Origin of the sequence: Aquisalibacillus elongatus, from assembly GCF_003843875.1 — a bacterium.
GTDB lineage: Bacteria > Bacillota > Bacilli > Bacillales > Alkalibacillaceae > Aquisalibacillus > Aquisalibacillus elongatus.
Window position 1 is genome coordinate 18,444 of the sequence record NZ_RKRF01000002.1, and the last position, 19,057, is coordinate 37,500.

A 19,057-nucleotide genomic window follows, 5' to 3' on the forward strand; every position below is an offset into this window, starting at 1 on the left:
AAATTTTACAAATACCTCCTAGCCTAGACATAATTTTAACTTGCAGAAGATAAGAAACACTTCATCGTAAATATATCATTACCACATATGAATTGCTGTGATAATTATCTTATTATCTAAGTAAATAAATACATTATAGGTGTGAAGTATATTGTCTCAGTGCAAACAAAATCCGTGCTATTTATTTAGCACGGATTTTATATGAGCTTACCGTCTTTTATCTTGGCTTCTTTCAAAAACTGGATCTTCATGAAATTCTGCCAAGCGAAGTCCAAAACCATGAGCAATTTGAAATATTGTCTTAATACTAGAATTCCTCGTCTACCTTTGCATGGTTTCATTCAAGGTTTATTGCCTACACCCGTCCTCCTAGCTAATTCATGTATACTGCCTATTCCTTTTCCTTAATCAGATTTAAAATCCACGAACGGCAAGCTCAGAAAGGTTACTCTCATTACTTTTCATGCCTACCCCTCATTCTTATGATTCTGTTTGACTAGTTTTAATGTGTACATAGATATCACTAATGCCAATATTGAAAGAGCGAACGCAGTCCATAACATATTTTCAACCTCCTCCTTAATGACTTAAGTTACAACATTAGAGCTCTAATTGATAATCTCCCATTAATTCATCATTGAGTATGGGGAAAAACTCAGATGAGGGGTTATAACATTTAGTGAAACCCTTGGATTTTGCAAAGTTTAAACCTTCATCTGTATTGACATTTTCAAGGACAATTCTATCAAACCCTTTGCTAACCGAGTAGTTAATCAACCAAGATAAGACCTTACTACCAATCCCCTTTTGTTTTGGAGTGAATACAATATTTTTAATCACTAATGTTTGCAAGGGGATAAATTCTGAACGCAATGACAGTTCACAACGATTACCGTCACTGACCAATCTCATTTCCCTATCTCTGATCGAATCATATATTTCTACAGTGCTATAGGTCAGTCCATTGATTAGTTCCTTTAAGTCCACAAACTCGGACTCTTTTAATTCAATGGGTTCTTGGTTTTGTTTTTCCTCAAATTCCTCAAAAGATTTTAAGTACTTTTCTTTACTATCCATTTCCTACACCTCCTCTCAAACAAAGTATTTATCTATAAAAAAAAAGACCAATTTTTATAGAATTGGTCTTTTTGAACAGTAAACTGTTCAATTTTTTGATTAGACTGCCCCTGTGTTTGGAAATTTAAACTATTAAACTTTTTTAATAACCTAAAATTTATACACACTGGCACTCACCTAATATATAATTTTATAAGTATATATTACATAATAAAAGATTAATTGTAAATAAAATAAAAATTTTCAAAAAATACGACTGACTAAATGCTACTCACCTTTAATCTCATTATAATCTTCTATACTAATTTGCTGCTCGTGCGTAATAGTCCGGGCATCTTCACCAATCAACTCAATAGATTTATCCATCATATAAGTTACAAAGACACGTCTTTTCTCCCAGCGATAACCTGAGTTTAAATAAGTGTTCAATTTTCTTGTTAGAGATAGATCACTGTAGCTCATATCAGCTAGATACATGGTTTCGCCCTTATATTCAATAAGTATTGGGAATGATTGATGTTCTTCATCATCAGGAATGTCCATTGATAACACTTTGAATCCATAAATTTCAGCTAATTTATCAACCCAACTTTGTTCCGTAGGGAATTTAGATAATAGTTCCACTCCCATTTTTAATGAAATTAATTTTAAATCATTTCCTGTGGCTAGATTTGTTTTATGGCCATATTGCAGAAATTTTTCAAATGATTGTTGTCCTTTTGTGAAGAATAAATAGTTTTTTATTTTTCCTAAATTACTTTTCAATTCACTTTGAATACGTGCTATCGTTCTCATATCTGAATTGTGTTCAAAAACATAAAAACCAAATTGTTTTCCATCAGGTGATTCTAATTCACCTAAAATGTTAGATCGTCTATCAATCTTATACTTCTGTTTCACATCACGACTATCGTTGGCTTTCCAACCGTAATTACTCAACATCATCATAATGTCATTAGCTACTAAAACATATTTTAGCTGCGTTGGACGAAGATAGAGATCTTTTACATCTATAACATTCAACTCCTTACCATGATCTAATAGTAGTTCTATCCCCTTATTTGTAATTCGATGGTAAGAGTATCCTTTTTTGCCTTCTCGACTCCCCTTTAAGATTCGTGATTTGATATAGCCTTTCTTTCTTAATCCGAGTAGGACATTATTTATATGGTATCCCTTACCCCCGAAGTAACGCTGTTTTATTTGGGTGGTCGTTAAAGCTCTATATCTTACCAAGTCTTCTAGAATCGATAGTCGTTTTTTATCTAGTTTTTCAAAATGATCAGTTTCAGTTAGGTTCATTTTATTCCCCCCTAGAAATGTAATTTTATATAGCAGACTGTTCAGGGTGCGGTTACAAAAAAACAGTTTTTCGTAATCCTAGCCCTTCACTTCTTTTCAAATTTTTCATATTTCCCCATTCAAATATAATCACAAAAACGTTGCTATAAAGCTAATTCAAAGCAATTTTTCACACTTAAAAATATGCTAAAAAACAATCTTAAAATTCACTTTTGAAGAAGGCATAATTTTAAGTGGAATTTAAAGTATTTTATCAGGCATTATTCAAAGAATTAAATCGAATGATAATACGATATGTCTTGGACATCGTGAAAAGATATTTCCATAGTTGTTTCCGCCTTTTTGTACACAAATTAAAGATGATCAACTGGTCGGTCAGGCTTTTGGTCAACGAAAAATCAAGGTTGAGCTCTATCTTACTGATTGTTCATTGGTTCAATCACATACGTATACATGGATCATCCAAATGAGAGGCCGCAACGTTTTTGTTGTGCCTTCATATATCGCCCCTCCTGTTATCCTGTTGTAAACAATCTTGTAATTCTCTACCTCTTGTTATTAAAGGAATTGAGGATATTTTTATTGATAATTGTATACAATGTAGTTATTAGTTTTTTTCAATTTTACTTTGTATACAAAATATCATTTCTATATCCTCAAAACCTATATATATTAGTGCTTGAGGGTGTATACAATTTCTGATAAAATTCATATTTTTATTAAACACTCAATTATCTTTACAGTGGTAGTGAGTTCATCTATAATTTAATTAACTTATATATTTATCTATTTGTGTCCTTAACGAGGTCTAACGCCTTGTTTAAGGGCATTTTTTTAATCTCGGGATTAAAATGAATCTCTCTTTTTTTACCGATTAAGTTAATTTGAATTAAATTGTGCTCTTCTAAACGTTGAAGCATTTGATTTCTTTCAAGTCCATTAAACTTCTTGATGTAATTTGTAATATCCGTTAAAGTGATTACTCCCTTCTTCCCTTTTTTTGCATCAACTTCTAATAATCTCCTAAAGAAAAAAGGAAGCTTACTCTCTAGAACATCCTTGGAGTTATTTAGCTTTCCATTAATGTGTTGAAAATGTGTGTAATAATAATTAAACAATATCTCCATTTTATTTATATCTACTTTATTAAGTGTAATTGAATCAGCTTTATTGTTTATTAAGGTATCAGATAATTTAATTAAAGTTGTTACTTTTATTAAATTAGAGAACACTTTCGCTAACCACTCTTCCGTTAACTGATCTACATCCCCATATTGCTTCTTTAGAATGTTCATTTTCAATTCATTAAACTCATGTTCAGCCTCTTCACTAACAGTTATCTCTTTATTGACATTATTCGTCTCATAGAGGCACCTAATATTGTTATGAAAAGTATCTATTACGTTTTTGTCTACCTTTTGAGAGAGGCTGATCTTATTAAGCGGATACTTTTCAGGTAAAACTACTAAAAATCGTTGTAGTAAACCTCTATGAGCCATTTTATGAAACTTTGCTAATTCACTTGGTTGTGTTAGTAGATTCAAATTAATCAAGGGGTGTTTTAGCATTAAATCCTCTCTTGTTGAACGATTTTTTGTATATGGAGCCCCTTCCCATGCCTTCAATATAAAATCGATACTTCCTTCAGAGCTGTATCTTCCGAGCATATGGTCAATAAGTTCAGTCGCTTCTGCAGTGGCCACGGTTAATGATTCACCGTTATTTTTAACTAACTCTATCATTCTCTCATTTGTTACGTCTCCTGAGATAATAAAGTATTTTTGATCTAGTTCGGCTTGTAACGCTTGGATTTCTTTCAGGGTTCTAGATGCCTCTCCATCATTTTCAGCACCCTTCCGTTTGATTAACCTTTCATATTTATGTTTTTTTACGTGTATTAAAGACAATTTTTCACTAGAGTTTTCATGGTCTTTCTTTAATAATCGTTCTTGTTCATCTAATAGAACTTTAAATATTATCTTCTGAACAGCATCCTTCTTTGCGCCTGGGTATAATGCGCTAATAACAAATAGATTTAATCCTAATCTCCAATTAGTTGCATTGTAATGAAAATAATATTTCCCTAACAAAGATGCTGAGAGCGCCCCTAATATAGAGTTTGCTATCATGTCTTCTCGAACATGTAGCGATCGTGACAACATTATAACCGTGTCTTTTATCCATTTTGGGAATACATCAATTGGATATTCAGGAAGGTTATAAACTACTATTGGTTTGGGTTTATCCCATATCAAGTCCATCTTAATACCTCCTAATTAAGTAATGGCTTTTCATAAATGACATCTTCTATATTACTGTTAAAGACCATCTGATAAGTAAATAAGACAATTAAGACACTTTATGCCCCTTATTATTAATCTGAGTTTCAATCCATTGGAGTAGATCTTCCTTTTTTACTCTTTTGGTGTTTCCAATATCAAAATTTCTGATTCCTCCTTTTTCCACAGATATTTGAAATAACTCATAAACTCTTCTACGAGAGATAACTAAATAATCCGCTATATCTTGAGCTGTTAAAATCTCAGGTAAATCACTTACGTTCATAACGGTTCACCTCCTCTCTAATTATGTAACACTAATTAAATGTTGATTAAAATGTTACATTTTCCGATAAATTAAGTCAACAAAAAATTAACACTTATAATAAATTGTTAAAAGTGTTACAATAATTAGCGAGGTGATAAAAATGAATAGTGAAGATTTTGGAAAATATTTAGCTTATTTAAGAAAGGAATCTGGTTTTAAAAGCCAAAGAGCATTCTCAGAAAAGTCGGGGATTAGTAACGCCACTCTTTCAAGAGCTGAAAGTGGTGAAAGGATTCCAAACAAAAATACATTAAAATTAATTGCAAATCATCTTAAAGGCGTCTCATATTCTGAATTATTGAACCATGCAGGATTAATCGATGGCAATGATTATACCCAATGGAAAGACAATAAAGATTTAGCAGACTTTGAACAAAGTATAGACCAAAATATTAAAATTGCACTAAAGCAACTATGGCAACAAAACAAAAAAAGTACAATTAAATCTATATTAGAAGTTAATAATATACCTCTTAATGAGAGTGACGTTACGTTCGAGGAGATATCAACATTAATACATCAAATGGAAGAAACCAATAAAAAATCAGAACTGTACAGTCATTTAATATCAGAACTTAACAAAATGGGAATAAGCATACAACAAGACTTCAGTTCATTAACTAATCCTGTAAATGAACATAATTTCAATGAAAACAATAACTCAGAACAATTCTTTCAGATCATAAGTTACATTAATAACAGTAATAACAAAAGCAAAGAGTATATTATTGTTGAAAGAAATTTATTAGGAGACTCAGAGGGATTTGCATTCTTAGTACAAGATGACAGTTTAGTAGGAGAAAGTATCTTTGAAGGGGATACACTTGTATGTAAATCTAAGACTGACGCATATGAAGAAGGACTCTATGTTGTAGAAGATTATCAGTCAGCCCCAATGGTACGGAGAGTTACTTATCAAAATAACTATATAATCCTATCTTCTGCAAACAACCATTATTTCGAACCAATAGTTTTCAGTGATTCAGATGAGTTTAAAATTATTGGTAAAGTTGTACAAATTCGAAGGAATATTGAGGTGAAGTAACGTGAAGGGACACTTTCATAAACCATATTGTAAGTGTGTTGGAAGATGTAAATGTAATGCTAAATGGGCTTTTATTATTGATATAGGAATTGATCCTAAATCAGGAAGACGGAAACAAAAGAAAAAAAGTGGATTTAAAACTAAAAAAATGGCTGAAGAAGCTGCTGCAAAACTAGTTAGAGAATTGAGTGAAGGCTCATATACTGAAGAATCAAATATAACGTTTGAAGAATTCTCAATGGAGTGGTTAAAACTTTACAAAAATAATAATCAGGTAAAGGATAACACTGTACGTGTAAGAACACACGAATTGAATAGATTGTTGGATTACCTTTCTAAACTAAAATTAAAAAATGTAACACCTAAACAATACCAAGACGCATTAAATGGTTTATTCGAGAGGGATTTTGCCACCAATACTATAGAAGGCGCACATAGAACTGGGCGAATGATATTTAAGAAAGCTATGGAATTGAAATTAATAAGAGAAGATCCAACGAGGAACTGCACCGTCCCAAAGAAAAGAAAAACTATAACAGACCTTGAACAGGAAGATCTTCCACTATTTATGGAAAAAGAAGAATTAAAAAATTTCTTAAAAACTTCAAAAGAATATGGGTTAGATCAAGATAATGAAATATTTACTTTACTTGCATACACTGGAATAAGAATTGGGGAACTGTGTGCGCTAAAATGGTCAGACATAGATTTTAAATCTAAACAGATCTCCATTACCAAAACTTATTATAATCCTAATAACAATACGGCTGAATACTCTTTAGGTACTCCTAAAACTTTGTCTTCTGTAAGGAAAATTGACTGTGACGAAACAGTTGTTCATTTACTTAACAAACAAAGAGAATTTTATCATATGTTTAAATCTCATTTTGGAAATGCATTCTATAAAGAAAATTTTATTTTCATAAATATCACCTCACACCCCGGTTACCCTCTAACATTGAAAAGGATACGAGACAGAATGAAACGTCTTTTAAAATTAAGTGGGCTGAAAACAACACTAAACCCGCATAGCTTGAGACATACCCATACTTCTTTACTTGCACAAGCAGGCGTAAACCTTGAAATAATCATGCATCGATTAGGACATCAAGATGAACAGACTACAAGACAAATTTATTTGCATGTGACTGATGAAATGCAAAAAGATGCATCGATAAAGTTTAGTAACTTAATGAAAGAAACAAGTTTATTCGAAGTAATAAAAGTGTAGGTTAACTTAAGTATTTCAGTCATTTATTTCAAACAATAATTATGTAATATAAATGAGTATTGAATTGAACAGTAATTTAATACTCATTTTATACTAAGGCCATCCCTTAATCTAACAGTTAGTACAAAAGGTATCGTTAAATACATAGTATGGTTGTACTATACATCAAATGACCGAATTAAGAATTAACTGCTAGTTGAACTATAGCCTCCATTTGTTTACGATTCTTCCCTACTTTTAGGTAAAACCCATTATTGTAAGTACTTTCCTTGACAAGCCTATTCATAGTAAACAATCTCTTCTGATATATAAACCTCAATAATACAGCCATTTCTACCATTGCTAAATCTTCAATTGCTTGGAAAGTGGAGCAGTTTAGCACATAAGTCTATATACTATTCATCTGCTATAGCAGATTCATCTATTGCATATATTGCTGCCCGATTCTTAATAGTCTTTTTAGGTTTTCCATTAGGTAGCCTAACTTGTTTTACGTTAACAAATGGTTTGACTCGGCCAACATAATTGTTATTGAATTCCTTACCAATCTGTGCTTTTATCGCACTAGGTTTTCCAGAATACACCATATCTATATCCCTATATGTTCTTGATGCTTTGTTTAAATCAAATTCTTCTCTTCCATTATGTTGAGCTTTTACGAATTCCGATACTTCTTCAAAAATAACTTTTCTTAACTCTGAATTTGACAAGGATGTAGCTGGAATTAATCCATAATGCTTGTTTAACACATCATTAACTAAGATACTAACGCTCACGCCTAGCTGTTCAGCTTCGTTAGTAAGTCTTTTTTCTAATTCATGGTTTGGATAGAATTGTATTCTAATTTTAAGGACCTCCTTAATATATATGAGTAATAGCTACTGCACTCAGTATAAATGATGTGAGTGGTGAGGTCAACACTCAACTTTTAATTTAAGAATAAAAAAAAGCAAAGAGATATTAACTCATTTACCTATTGCTATATCAAATTTTGCTACAATACTTTCTTTATATTTCAACCTAAAAAGGATGAGAATAAAGTTCTTATCCTTCAAATCTGTTTCCTGCTTTGAATCTACATTAATACGTAAAAGGTTACTGCACAATATGTCCCGAATATTGAATAAGAGCTGTAGATCCTTCTTCAACTAACCTTCCCCCATTAGTTTTTGTGAAAACTTTCACTATATAGAAATCTTCTTACTAAATTCATACCAGAAATTAACAGGTTGCTGTTCTAATTTCACCAAAGTTATTCCTATCGTTGTTGCACAGTATTTAGTCTACTACGCAATGTGTATAAAGAGAAAGCGGACTCAAATAGAAGATGAGTCCGCTTTTCTTCTCTCTCACAAGAGTGAGTAAGATGTTTTATACATATAATCCTCTTGTTTTTTGTGAATGCCAAGTTGAGATCAGTTTGAAGGTTTAATTTTGTAGCATCTCGAGACACTACATCAAAAAATGTTACTTAATTGTTACTTATATGACCGACCGAAGGATAAAATCCCTATAAACCAGCCATTGGTTTAGCTTAACTACATCATGCCCGGCATACCGCCGCCCATGCCGCTCATGTCTGGTGCGCCACCGTCGTTTTCGTCTGGGTGGTCTGCGACAACCGCTTCTGTTGTTAGGAACATTGCGGCTACGGATGCTGCGTTTTGTAGGGCTGAGCGTGTTACTTTGGTTGGGTCGACGATGCCTGCTTCGATCATGTTGACCCACTCGCTTGTAGCTGCGTTGAAGCCAACGCCGATGTCTTCGTGTTTTAGACGTTCAACGATGATGGATCCGTCTAGGCCAGCGTTGTGAACGATTTGGCGAACTGGTTCTTCTAGTGCGCGTAGTACGATGCTTTGACCAGTTGCTTCGTCGCCTTCAAGGTTTAGTTCAGCTACTTTCTTGTAGATGTTAACCAGTGATGTTCCACCACCTGATACGATACCCTCTTCTACTGCAGCGCGAGTCGAGTTTAGGGCGTCTTCGATACGTAGTTTACGTTCTTTTAATTCTGTTTCAGTTGCAGCACCGACTTTAATCACTGCTACACCGCCAGCTAGTTTTGCAAGGCGTTCTTGTAATTTTTCTTTGTCAAAATCAGAAGTTGTTTCTTCTAATTGTGAGCGAATTTGGTTTACGCGTGCTACAAGCTTATCAGAATCGCCAGCACCTTCTACAATTGTTGTGTTTTCTTTTGTAACAACAACTTTAGAAGCACGACCTAATTGATCGATTGTAGCGCTCTTAAGATCTAGACCTAAGTCTTCTGTGATCACTTCTGCGCCTGTTAGAACAGCGATGTCTTCAAGCATTGCTTTACGACGGTCACCAAAGCCTGGAGCTTTAACAGCTACGGCATTAAATGTTCCACGAAGCTTATTCACAACTAATGTTGCAAGTGCTTCACCTTCAACATCTTCAGAGATGATTAAGATTGGTTTACTTTGTTGAACCACTTGCTCTAATACTGGAAGGACTTCTTGAATGTTCGTGATTTTCTTATCAGTAATTAGAATATATGGATCTTCTAGTACAGCTTCCATTTTATCTTGGTCTGTCACCATATATGGAGAAGCATAGCCACGGTCGAATTGCATACCTTCAACGACTTCTAATTCCGTGTTGAAGCCTTTTGATTCTTCGATTGTGATAACACCATCGTTACCAACACGTTCCATAGCTTCAGCGATTAGCTGACCAACTTCATTGTCAGCAGAGGAAATTGAAGCTACTTGAGCAATCGATTCTTTGCCTTCGATTGGCTCAGAAATGGAGCGTAATTCTTCAGTTGCTACTTCTACTGACTGTTCAATTCCACGACGAAGGCCCACTGGATTTGCACCAGATGTTACGTTTTTAAGACCTTCACGAATCATAGCTTGAGCTAAAACAGTTGCAGTCGTTGTACCGTCACCAGCAACGTCGTTTGTTTTAGAAGCAACCTCTGAAACGAGTTGTGCACCCATGTTTTCGAAATGGTCTTCTAACTCGATCTCTTTTGCAATTGTCACACCATCGTTTGTAATAAGTGGTGAACCGAATTTCTTATCTAAAACAACATTACGTCCTTTTGGTCCTAATGTTACTTTTACTGCATCAGCTAGTGTATCTACACCGCGTAGCATCGCACGGCGACCTTCTTCACTAAACTTGATTTCTTTAGCCATTTTTAAATGCCCTCCTTATGTTTCATTCAATTATTCTACTACTGCTAAAATGTCACTCTCACGTAGTACTAAGTATTCTTTGTCACCTTGTTTTACTTCTGTTCCAGCGAACTTAGAATAGATGACTTGATCGCCTTCTTTTACTTCTAGTTCAACTTTCTCGCCGTTATCCGTTACACGGCCTGAACCAACAGCAACGACCTTTCCTTCCTGTGGTTTTTCTTTTGCAGAATCCGGTAATACGATCCCGCTTGAAGTTGTTTCTTCTTGCTCAACAACTTCTACAATGACGCGATCTCCTAGTGGTTTTAACACGACAAAAACCTCCTCCAAATTTTATGTTGAAGATGATTATTAGCACTTAACATCAGTGAGTGCTAATTCCAATTATTATAATAATGAATCTTGAATTCTTTTGCAAGTCATATAGATAAAATTTTTGTTTCATTTTTTATATTAGTATAGAATAAAACTAAAGAGACAACTAATCATGATAGAAATGAAAAAGGGGACGATTTTTTTGCCAAGACGTTACTGGTATATCATCTTAATATACATAGGGGCACAACTTTTTCCTGCAGTAGGTGTTCCAATTGGTTATTTTATGCTAGATCTATCTGAAAATGACGCTATGGTCTATTCCACTATTTTGGGAATGTTTATAGCGACACTCTTTATCATCAAACTTCTTATGCCTGAGAGAAACGAGATGCGAAGTGGGCCGGCATACGGAAAGATGGTTCTTTGGTCAATCCTAGGTGTCTTTCTTGCTTTTATGGCACAGTACATTGCAAGCCTCATTAATATTAGTTTATTAGGAATTGATCCAACAGAAGGTTCCGAGAATACAGCTCAGATCATGGAGATTATAGAACAAAATATTTATTTCATTATACTTCCAATTATTTTTGCTCCATTATTAGAGGAAATTATCTTTAGAAAAATTATTTTTGGGCAATTGTATAAGAAAATAAACTTTTTCTTTGCAGCCGTTTTATCATCAGTCGTATTTAGTATCTTACATTTAGACTTCACATTTTTCTTAACATATTTAGCGATGGGCCTTGTTTTTGCTTACCTTTACGTTAAGACGAAACGCATTATTGTACCGATTTTGGTTCATATGGCTATGAATGCCATTGTTGTGACCATGAATGTATTAATTGATGTGGAGGATTTAGAACGTCAACTCGAGCAATACCAAAACGCAGCTATGTTTTTTATTGGAGGATAATACATGAAAGCATCACCAGTTTTTCTAGCCACGATGTACTTCCTAATTGGAATAGGATTTATGTACTTGGCTTTACAAAGTGCAGATGAAACGATTTGGAATGCCGCTACGATTATATTTACGGTCATAGCAGCCTTAAATATTGGCGTAGCCATTCGAATGATGGCGAGATATTACGCCAAAAAATTAAACGATAACAAAAAGGAATGATCCGCGGATCATTCCTTTTCTACTTCTTGAATGCCTTTCATCTTATAAGCAAACGGTATGCTAATCGATACGATGATTGCTGCCAGAATAAATGCCTCATTAATCGCCTCTAGTGTTGCTTCATTTTGTGACATTTGATCCATTAACATATATTGGCCTCTGCGTAGTTCAAAATAAACCGAGAAAATGACAATGCCTAATGATGAAGACATTTGTCTAATCAAGTTATTCATCGCAGACCCTTGTGCCACTAAATGATCTGGAATCATGTTCATCCCCGCTGTTGTAGCAGGCATATTACCAAGACCTAATCCAATACCGTGCACAATATTAATCAGTATTAAAATCCAAAAAGATGTTGTCAAATCAACAAAGCCAAACATCAGGCAAGCAAAAGTTAATATAATTAAACCTGTTGGAACGACCAGTTTCGGTCCTTTCTTATCCAATATACGACCGCCAATTGTCATAAACGCTCCACTGGCTAAAGCACTCGGAATGAATATTAACCCTGTCTGCACCATGCTTAAACCATAGCCATCCTGAATTAGGTAGGGCAGTAAAAATAAATTCGAAAATAAACCAATCGATGCAGCCGACGTTGCAATAATCGAATATCGATACGTTTTGACTTTGAATACGGATAATTCCAGTAACGGTGCGTCTTGTTTTAATTCATATTTGATAAACGTGTAGATTAAGATGATCCCAATGGCAATAATACTAAAATTCATAACGGTTAGAGCATCTTCAACATTACGTCCTTGACCTAACACGTAAAGAACCGCTCCAACGCCAGCTGTGATAATGACAAAACCTTTCCAGTCAAAAATACGCGACGGATCTGGTTTTGTTGTAATTAAATACTTCGTTGAGAAAAAGATCCCTAAAAATGCGAATGGTAAATTAAACAAAAATAAAAAGTACCAGTCGAAATTCTCAGCAATTACCCCACCAATCGTCGGTCCAATGGCTGGCGCAACCATCGCTGCAACACCGTATATGCCGACTGCATACCCACGTTCATTTCGTGGAAAGGCTTGAAAAATCAACGCCATCGCATTCGGCATCATTAAGCCGCCAGCAATCCCTTGTATCGCTCGCGCTATAATCACCATGCTTAACCATTGAGAAAAGGCACCTAGAAGTGAACCAAACGCAAATAACGTCAGTCCTATAATATAAATTTTCTTCTTTCCAAATCTGTCACCTAAAAACCCTGTTACCGGCATCGTCATGCCCATCGCGATCATAAAGATCGTCAATATCCAACTGATACCAACAGCATCCGTGTCAAACACGCGCTGCAATTCTGGTAATACAGGGTTTAACATACTATTATTTAAAATAACGGTAAACGTACCGGTTAAAACTGATAATACGACTAGCCACTTTTGATCAAATTTCCCCATGTTATCCTCCGTTACAAATACTTCGACTCACGAACTATTTTACCGCGTTTTTTGTAAAAAGGAAAGGTTATTTTAATCCTGTTTTAAAAAATAGACAAGGGTTTGTAGTTCGATTGATAAGTCAATGTGATGAACACGGACATGGTCTGGTACCGTTAGTCTTGAAGGGGTAAAGTTCAGGATTCCTTCAATTCCAAGTTTAATTAACTGATCGGTTACTTCTTGCGACACTCTAGCTGGTACCGTTAAAATGGCTACTTTTATATCTCGCTCTTTTAATTCTTTTTCTAAATCATCGATATGATAGATGGGAACGTCACCTTTTTTCGTCCCTACTTTATGAGCGTTAGTATCAAAAGCCATTTCGATATGAGTATTACCTTTTTTCATAAAGTTATAGTGGAGTAGTGCAGTTCCTAGGTTCCCTACACCGATTAAAGCGACGCGAGCGACCTCATCCTGATCTAATAGTTTTCTAAAAAACTGAATCAGATGCGCAATATCATAGCCGTACCCTTTTCTACCTAGCTCGCCAAAGTACGAAAAATCCTTCCTGATTGTTGCAGAATCAATTTTAATCGACTCACTTAATTCGCGGGATGAAATTCGGGTCTTCCCTTGATTATGTAATATATTTAAATGTCTATAATATAATGGCAATCGTCTTGCAGTTGCTTGTGGAATTTTTTCCTCAGACATATTTAGGTCTCCTTTAATATGGTTCATTGCTTAATCATGATAAAATAGGTACACTAGTGCACGTCGAGGTGAAAACAATGATTGTCTTACAACTCAACAATTTAGATAAATATTTTGGTGCTGACCTTATTCTATCGAAAATTAAATTAGAAGTACATCATGATGACCGTATCGCGATTGTCGGGCGTAATGGAGCCGGCAAATCGACGTTACTTAAAATCATGTCCGGTCAAATGCCGTATGATGCAGGTGAAATCTTTAAACCGAAAGACGCCACGATCGGGTATTTAGATCAACATACGGGTTTAGACTCAGAAGAAAGTATTTGGAGTGAGATGCTTAAAGTCTATCAACCACTTATACAGGTTGAAAAAGAGTTAAGAAACCTTGAGCAAAAGATGGCTGATCCTGACATTTTAAATGATCAGAAGCGTTACGAACAATTACTCACCACTTATGATCAGAAACAGTATGATTTTGAGCAACGTGGGGGTTTTCAGTACGAAGCTGATATAGAGTCCGTCTTGCAAGGGCTAAGCTTTGGCCATTTTGATTTTCAAACACCAATTCAAGAACTCAGTGGCGGTCAAAAAACACGACTCGCGTTAGGTAAACTTCTTTTATCAAAGCCCGATGTTTTAATTTTAGATGAGCCGACGAACCACTTAGATATTCAAACATTACGCTGGTTGGAAGGATACCTTAAGAGTTATCCGGGTGCAGTTGTGATGGTATCACACGACCGTTATTTCCTAGACGAAGTCGTCCATACGGTATATGATATCGCTTTTCAATCCGTTAAAAAGTATCACGGCAATTATAGCTATTTTCTTAAAAAACGCGTCGAAGAGTACGAACTTGAGTTAAAGCGTTACGAGAGGCAACAAGAAGAAATTAAAAAGCTTGAAGAATACGTTCAAAAGAATATCGCTCGTGATTCCACAAGTAAACAAGCGAAATCACGTCGTAAGAAACTTGAGAAGATGGAAAAAATGGACAAGCCAGACTTAGACGATCAATCGGCGAAGTTTTCGTTTGGTATTAACCGAAAAAGTGGTAACGATGTCTTAAAGGTGAATCAATTATCTGCTAAGTACGGTGCTTTAGATGAAGACGTTTTCCAAGATGTGTCGTTTAGAGTAAATCGTGGTGACCGAGTTGCCATTGTCGGGCCGAATGGTATTGGTAAATCAACGTTACTAAAGGCTTTGTTACACCGCATCGGCTTTGTCGAAGGTGATATCCAGTATGGTACGAATGTGGAATTTGGCTATTATGATCAGGAACAATCGACTTTAAATAATCGTAAAACGGCCTTGCAAGAGTTATGGGATGACTATCCACATATGAATGAAAAAGACATTCGAACCGTTCTTGGTAATTTCTTATTTACAGGCGATGATGTATTAAAAACAATCGGTATGTTAAGCGGAGGCGAGAAAGCTCGTGTCCTATTGGCTAAACTTATGCTGCAAAAGTCAAATGTCTTAATCATGGACGAACCGACCAACCATTTAGATTTAGACAGTAAAGAAGTGTTAGAAGCAGCATTGGCGGATTTTCCTGGTACGATTATCTTCGTATCACACGACCGTTACTTTATCAACCGTTTATCCACACATGTGCTTGAATTAAGTGAGCAAGGCTCGAGGATGTTTATCGGGGATTATGACTATTATATCGAAAAGCTTGAAGAAGAAGCTGAAATTCGTGAGATGGAAATGGCCAAACAAGAGGAATCAAAACCGAAGAAGACGCATCAAATCAATAAAGAAAATCAACGTGAAAAACGCAAAGTAGAACGGCGCATCCAAACGATTGAAGAACAAATAGTCGAACACGAACAAACAATTGAAGAAGCTGAACCGCAACTATACGACCCTAACAATGTGAACGACTATACGAAGCTTCAAGAAATAAATGCACAAATTAAAGAAAGTGAAGGGGCCATTGAGGCGTTAATGGAAGAATGGGAAGAGCTTCAACAAGAATTAGAAACCTATTAACAAGTTATTCACAGTTATAAACCTTATTTTATAGGTTTTCAACAGAGTTATCCACTTTATCCACAGTTTTCGTTGTATTTATCCACAAGGTGTGTCCACACCTGAACACTTACTATCAAGCAGTTAATCACAAAAAATCCACAGCCAACATAAATGGCTGTGGATTTTTTATCCTAACATGAGTCCAGGATTTGCATTTAATGATAAATCTTTAAATTCACCTTGATGATAATGAATCGATGCCGTTGCTCCAATCATAGCTGCATTATCTGTGCATAAATATAAAGGTGGAATCATCAAATCAATATCCCTATTGTCGAATTTTTGGTGTAAGGCTTCTCTTAAACCTTTATTAGCCGATACGCCACCTGCGACAATCAGCTGCTTCACACCTAAGTCGTTTGTAGCTTTAAACGTTTTTTCAGTTAAAACCTCAATCACACTCGCCTGAAACGAAGCTGCGATATCCTCAACTCGGTAGTTTTCACCTTTTTGTTTCATCTGATTTAATTTGTTAATAACAGCTGTTTTTAAGCCACTAAAACTAAAATCATATGACCCATCTTCTAACCAGGCTCTAGGAAATTGGTAAAGGTCCTCACCTTCCTGTGCTAACTTGTCTAGCACGGGACCTCCTGGATACGGTAAGTTTAGGGCTTTTGCGACCTTATCATAAGCTTCACCCGCAGCATCATCACGTGTTTCACCGATCACTTCATAATCACCATGTTGCTTCATGTAAATTAATTCAGTGTGACCGCCAGATACAACTAATGATAATAATGGGAATTCGAACTCTTGCATTAAGCGATTAGCATATATATGACCTGCGATATGATGCACCCCGATTAGCGGTAGATCATTTGCAAACGCTATCGCTTTAGCTGCATTCACCCCAATGAGTAGGGCGCCGACTAAACCAGGCCCTTCAGTAACCGCAACTGCATCTAAATCGTCAACTGTTAAACTCGCTTCATCTAGCGCCTGCTCCATCACAACCGTCATTTGTTCAATATGATGACGAGAAGCGATCTCTGGGACAACACCGCCATACTTTTCATGAATATCCATTTGTGTTGCGACAACATTAGATAAAAGCTTTCGGCCACCTTGTACAACCGCCACAGCCGTTTCATCACAACTTGTTTCAATTGCTAAAATGATTTCATTTGTCTCACTCATAATTTCACCCACATAACTAATGCGTCTTCACCATCATCTTGATAGTATCCTTCACGTTTACCAACTACTTTAAGCCCAAAAAGTTCATACATTTTTTGTGCAACTGTGTTGGACTCTCTAACTTCTAAAGTAAGCTCAGTCGCTCCTTGTTCTTTCGATAAATTCAAAGCTTCTTCAAATAATGTCTTCCCTAGTTGATGACCGCGTTCCTCTGGTGAAATCGCGATATTAGTGATCTGAGCTACCTCTAACACAATCCAAATGCCACAATAACCGACAATTTTTGAATCACGTTCGATCACGAGATAACGTGAAAATTGATTTTTCATTAAATCATATAGGAATTCCCGCTTTTTCCAAGGTGTACGAAAAGATTCATTTTCAATCACAATAACACTCGGTAAATCTTCTATTCGCATTTGCCTCACTCGAATGTCTTGTTTCACTTCACTCATTCGTAGACTCATCCTTATGTTGCTTAATCCAATTCGCTTCTGCTTGTGTCATACGTTGGTAATTTGGCTTTACTAAATGTACCGGTGATTCTTCTTTGGTCTGACTGATTGGATAAAGCAGACTTGCTCTTGGTAAACTCATAGCTTGATCAAGAATAATAGCTTGATCTCTTAAATAACTATTAATCATAGAATGAAAATCATCACCATTAGGGCTTACAAAAGTGATCGGTTGTTCTAACTCTTTCAGATGTGATAACCAACTCTCCATATCTGTGTGACCATCTTCTTCTAAACAGTCTATGTCTCCATAATTGGTTTCATAGAGTCCAGTAAAGACGTTTCCCCTTCTCGCATCAAAAAAAGGACACACGAAGCCTTTTTGATACAACATACTGCCTGCTACTAACTCCAAACTTGAAACAGTTTTAATTGGAATATTCAACGTCCAAGCTAATGATTTAGCTGTCGTCATACCAATACGTATGCCTGTAAAAGAACCTGGGCCTTCTCCTACCACAATCTCCGTTAATTCATTTGGTTTTAATTCCGCCTGCTTCATTAAATCACGAACCGCAGGCATAAGCTGAATTGAATGATTTCGTTTTATATTAACTGTTAATTCAACAGCTAATTGATTGTCTTTATAAACTGCCACACTCATCGGCTGATTAGACGTGTCGATACATAACACATTACTCATTAATAAGCTCCTCACAAATCTTCTCAAAACGCTTTCCAATAGGGTTTAATACAAATTCTCGTTCACTTTCAGATGTTTTATGAATGGTAACCTCTAGCCGTTCTTCTGGCAAAAATTCTTGTATAAAAGATGACCATTCAACCACGCTAATACCGTCGCCATTAAAGTATTCATCAAAGCCTATATCTTCATCCGAATCTTCTAGACGGTATACATCCATATGATAAAAAGGCACTGTACCCTTATACTCTTTAATAATTGTATAGGTTGGGCTATTTACCGTACGTTTGACACCTAACCCTTTGGCTAAACCTTTCGTAAATGTAGTTTTGCCCGCACCTAAATCCCCATCTAATGTAATCACATCTTTAGGGTTTAAATACTGAGCAAGTCGTTCAGCCACTGTTTGTGTTTGTTCTTCACTATCTGTTTTTATATGATACATTTACATCACCTATTAAGAGTTTCCGTGTTGATAACCCGATTGATCAAGACTTAATTTTTCACCGAATTCGTTTAAATAAACAGAAGGTTCTTCTCCACGATTTATGACTTTTCCAATCTCCGTAACTTTAATATCATCTTTTTCACAAAGAGACCTCACAAGCTTCCAGTCACCCTTCGAACAAGTTCCAACTAATTCAAAGTCTTCACCTGCAGACAAGGCTAACTGTTTTAATCTCGAATGTTCTAAATGATTCATGTCTTTATGTATGGGAACCTT

Annotated in this window: 19 protein-coding genes (1 of these 19 running past the window's edge); 5 read left to right on the forward strand and 14 right to left on the reverse strand. The window is 35.5% G+C overall.

Translation table 11 applies throughout. The annotated features are described in order from the left end of the window. Window positions 1-600 precede the first annotated feature (600 nt). The 4 genes from EDC24_RS00395 to EDC24_RS00410 form a co-directional block, all read right to left on the reverse strand. Window positions 601-1,077 carry a GNAT family N-acetyltransferase gene (locus EDC24_RS00395; protein WP_124218906.1) on the reverse strand — a complete coding sequence of 159 codons (477 nt, stop codon included), beginning with the start codon at window positions 1,075-1,077 and terminating at the stop codon, window positions 601-603. A 267-nt stretch (window positions 1,078-1,344) separates the two neighbouring features. Then, window positions 1,345-2,379, reverse strand: coding sequence for a replication-relaxation family protein (locus EDC24_RS00400; protein ID WP_124218907.1), 1,035 nt, complete (start codon window positions 2,377-2,379; stop codon window positions 1,345-1,347). Between the two features lie 782 nt (window positions 2,380-3,161). Continuing rightward, entirely contained in the window at window positions 3,162-4,640 is a 1,479-nt protein-coding gene (locus tag EDC24_RS00405) for a DUF3987 domain-containing protein (protein WP_124218908.1), read from the reverse strand. A gap of 88 nt (window positions 4,641-4,728) precedes the next feature. After that, a complete protein-coding gene (locus tag EDC24_RS00410; RefSeq protein ID WP_124218909.1) occupies window positions 4,729-4,944 on the reverse strand; it encodes a helix-turn-helix domain-containing protein in 216 nt (71 codons plus the stop codon). Between the two features lie 142 nt (window positions 4,945-5,086). On the opposite strand from EDC24_RS00410, the gene EDC24_RS00415 reads away from it, so the two are divergent. After that, a complete protein-coding gene (locus EDC24_RS00415; RefSeq protein ID WP_124218910.1) occupies window positions 5,087-6,031 on the forward strand; it encodes a helix-turn-helix domain-containing protein in 945 nt (314 codons plus the stop codon). Window position 6,032: 1 nt separating this feature from the next. After that, the gene (locus tag EDC24_RS00420; protein ID WP_124218911.1) at window positions 6,033-7,262 is read left to right on the forward strand and encodes a tyrosine-type recombinase/integrase; all 1,230 of its coding nucleotides are present in this window, start codon (window positions 6,033-6,035) and stop codon (window positions 7,260-7,262) included. A gap of 395 nt (window positions 7,263-7,657) precedes the next feature. On the opposite strand, the gene EDC24_RS00425 is transcribed toward EDC24_RS00420, so the two are convergent. The 3 genes from EDC24_RS00425 to groES form a co-directional block, all read right to left on the reverse strand. Continuing rightward, window positions 7,658-8,011, reverse strand: a complete 354-nt coding sequence (locus EDC24_RS00425; protein ID WP_170158427.1) for a hypothetical protein — start codon at window positions 8,009-8,011, stop codon at window positions 7,658-7,660. 789 nt (window positions 8,012-8,800) lie between these two features. Further along, window positions 8,801-10,432: a chaperonin GroEL gene (gene groL, locus EDC24_RS00430; RefSeq protein ID WP_124218913.1), complete on the reverse strand. Its 1,632-nt coding sequence runs from the start codon at window positions 10,430-10,432 to the stop codon at window positions 8,801-8,803. A gap of 30 nt (window positions 10,433-10,462) precedes the next feature. Then, window positions 10,463-10,747 carry a co-chaperone GroES gene (gene groES / locus EDC24_RS00435; RefSeq protein WP_124218914.1) on the reverse strand — a complete coding sequence of 95 codons (285 nt, stop codon included), beginning with the start codon at window positions 10,745-10,747 and terminating at the stop codon, window positions 10,463-10,465. A gap of 175 nt (window positions 10,748-10,922) precedes the next feature. Here groES and EDC24_RS00440 point away from each other — a divergent pair, with 175 nt between their 5' ends. Together EDC24_RS00440 and EDC24_RS00445 are read left to right on the forward strand one after the other, a co-directional pair. After that, window positions 10,923-11,666: a CPBP family intramembrane glutamic endopeptidase gene (locus tag EDC24_RS00440; protein WP_245997926.1), complete on the forward strand. Its 744-nt coding sequence runs from the start codon at window positions 10,923-10,925 to the stop codon at window positions 11,664-11,666. A gap of 3 nt (window positions 11,667-11,669) precedes the next feature. Beyond that, the gene (locus EDC24_RS00445) at window positions 11,670-11,876 is read left to right on the forward strand and encodes a YdiK family protein (protein WP_124218915.1); all 207 of its coding nucleotides are present in this window, start codon (window positions 11,670-11,672) and stop codon (window positions 11,874-11,876) included. Window positions 11,877-11,884: 8 nt separating this feature from the next. Here EDC24_RS00445 and EDC24_RS00450 read toward each other — a convergent pair whose 3' ends face one another. Continuing rightward, on the reverse strand, window positions 11,885-13,288 hold the full coding sequence (locus EDC24_RS00450; RefSeq protein ID WP_124218916.1) for an MDR family MFS transporter: 1,404 nt from the start codon (window positions 13,286-13,288) through the stop codon (window positions 11,885-11,887). Window positions 13,289-13,360: 72 nt separating this feature from the next. Beyond that, window positions 13,361-13,987 (reverse strand): redox-sensing transcriptional repressor Rex, encoded by a 627-nt coding sequence (locus EDC24_RS00455; protein WP_124218917.1) that lies wholly within the window; start codon window positions 13,985-13,987, stop codon window positions 13,361-13,363. Window positions 13,988-14,064: 77 nt separating this feature from the next. On the opposite strand from EDC24_RS00455, the gene EDC24_RS00460 reads away from it, so the two are divergent. Next, window positions 14,065-15,993: an ABC-F family ATP-binding cassette domain-containing protein gene (locus EDC24_RS00460; RefSeq protein ID WP_124218918.1), complete on the forward strand. Its 1,929-nt coding sequence runs from the start codon at window positions 14,065-14,067 to the stop codon at window positions 15,991-15,993. A 168-nt stretch (window positions 15,994-16,161) separates the two neighbouring features. On the opposite strand, the gene tsaD is transcribed toward EDC24_RS00460, so the two are convergent. The 5 genes in view from tsaD to thiL are tightly spaced (at most 12 nt apart) and all read right to left on the reverse strand, a layout consistent with a single transcriptional unit that may run on beyond the window. Next, entirely contained in the window at window positions 16,162-17,175 is a 1,014-nt protein-coding gene (gene tsaD / locus EDC24_RS00465; protein WP_211342323.1) for a tRNA (adenosine(37)-N6)-threonylcarbamoyltransferase complex transferase subunit TsaD, read from the reverse strand. Further along, complete coding sequence (gene rimI / locus EDC24_RS00470) at window positions 17,172-17,621, reverse strand: ribosomal protein S18-alanine N-acetyltransferase (RefSeq protein ID WP_425455167.1); 450 nt, start codon at window positions 17,619-17,621, stop codon at window positions 17,172-17,174. Before rimI ends, tsaD begins: the two co-directional genes overlap by 4 nt. A gap of 1 nt (window position 17,622) precedes the next feature. Next, a complete protein-coding gene (tsaB, locus tag EDC24_RS00475; RefSeq protein ID WP_124218920.1) occupies window positions 17,623-18,333 on the reverse strand; it encodes a tRNA (adenosine(37)-N6)-threonylcarbamoyltransferase complex dimerization subunit type 1 TsaB in 711 nt (236 codons plus the stop codon). Further along, complete coding sequence (gene tsaE, locus EDC24_RS00480; RefSeq protein ID WP_124218921.1) at window positions 18,326-18,778, reverse strand: tRNA (adenosine(37)-N6)-threonylcarbamoyltransferase complex ATPase subunit type 1 TsaE; 453 nt, start codon at window positions 18,776-18,778, stop codon at window positions 18,326-18,328. The genes tsaB and tsaE overlap by 8 nt, the downstream gene beginning before the upstream one ends. A gap of 12 nt (window positions 18,779-18,790) precedes the next feature. Further along, on the reverse strand, window positions 18,791-19,057 hold the end of the coding sequence (gene thiL / locus EDC24_RS00485; protein ID WP_124218922.1) for a thiamine-phosphate kinase. It continues 702 nt past the right edge of the window; 267 of the gene's 969 nt are visible here — the last part of the coding sequence; its start codon lies beyond the right edge, outside the window; the stop codon is at window positions 18,791-18,793.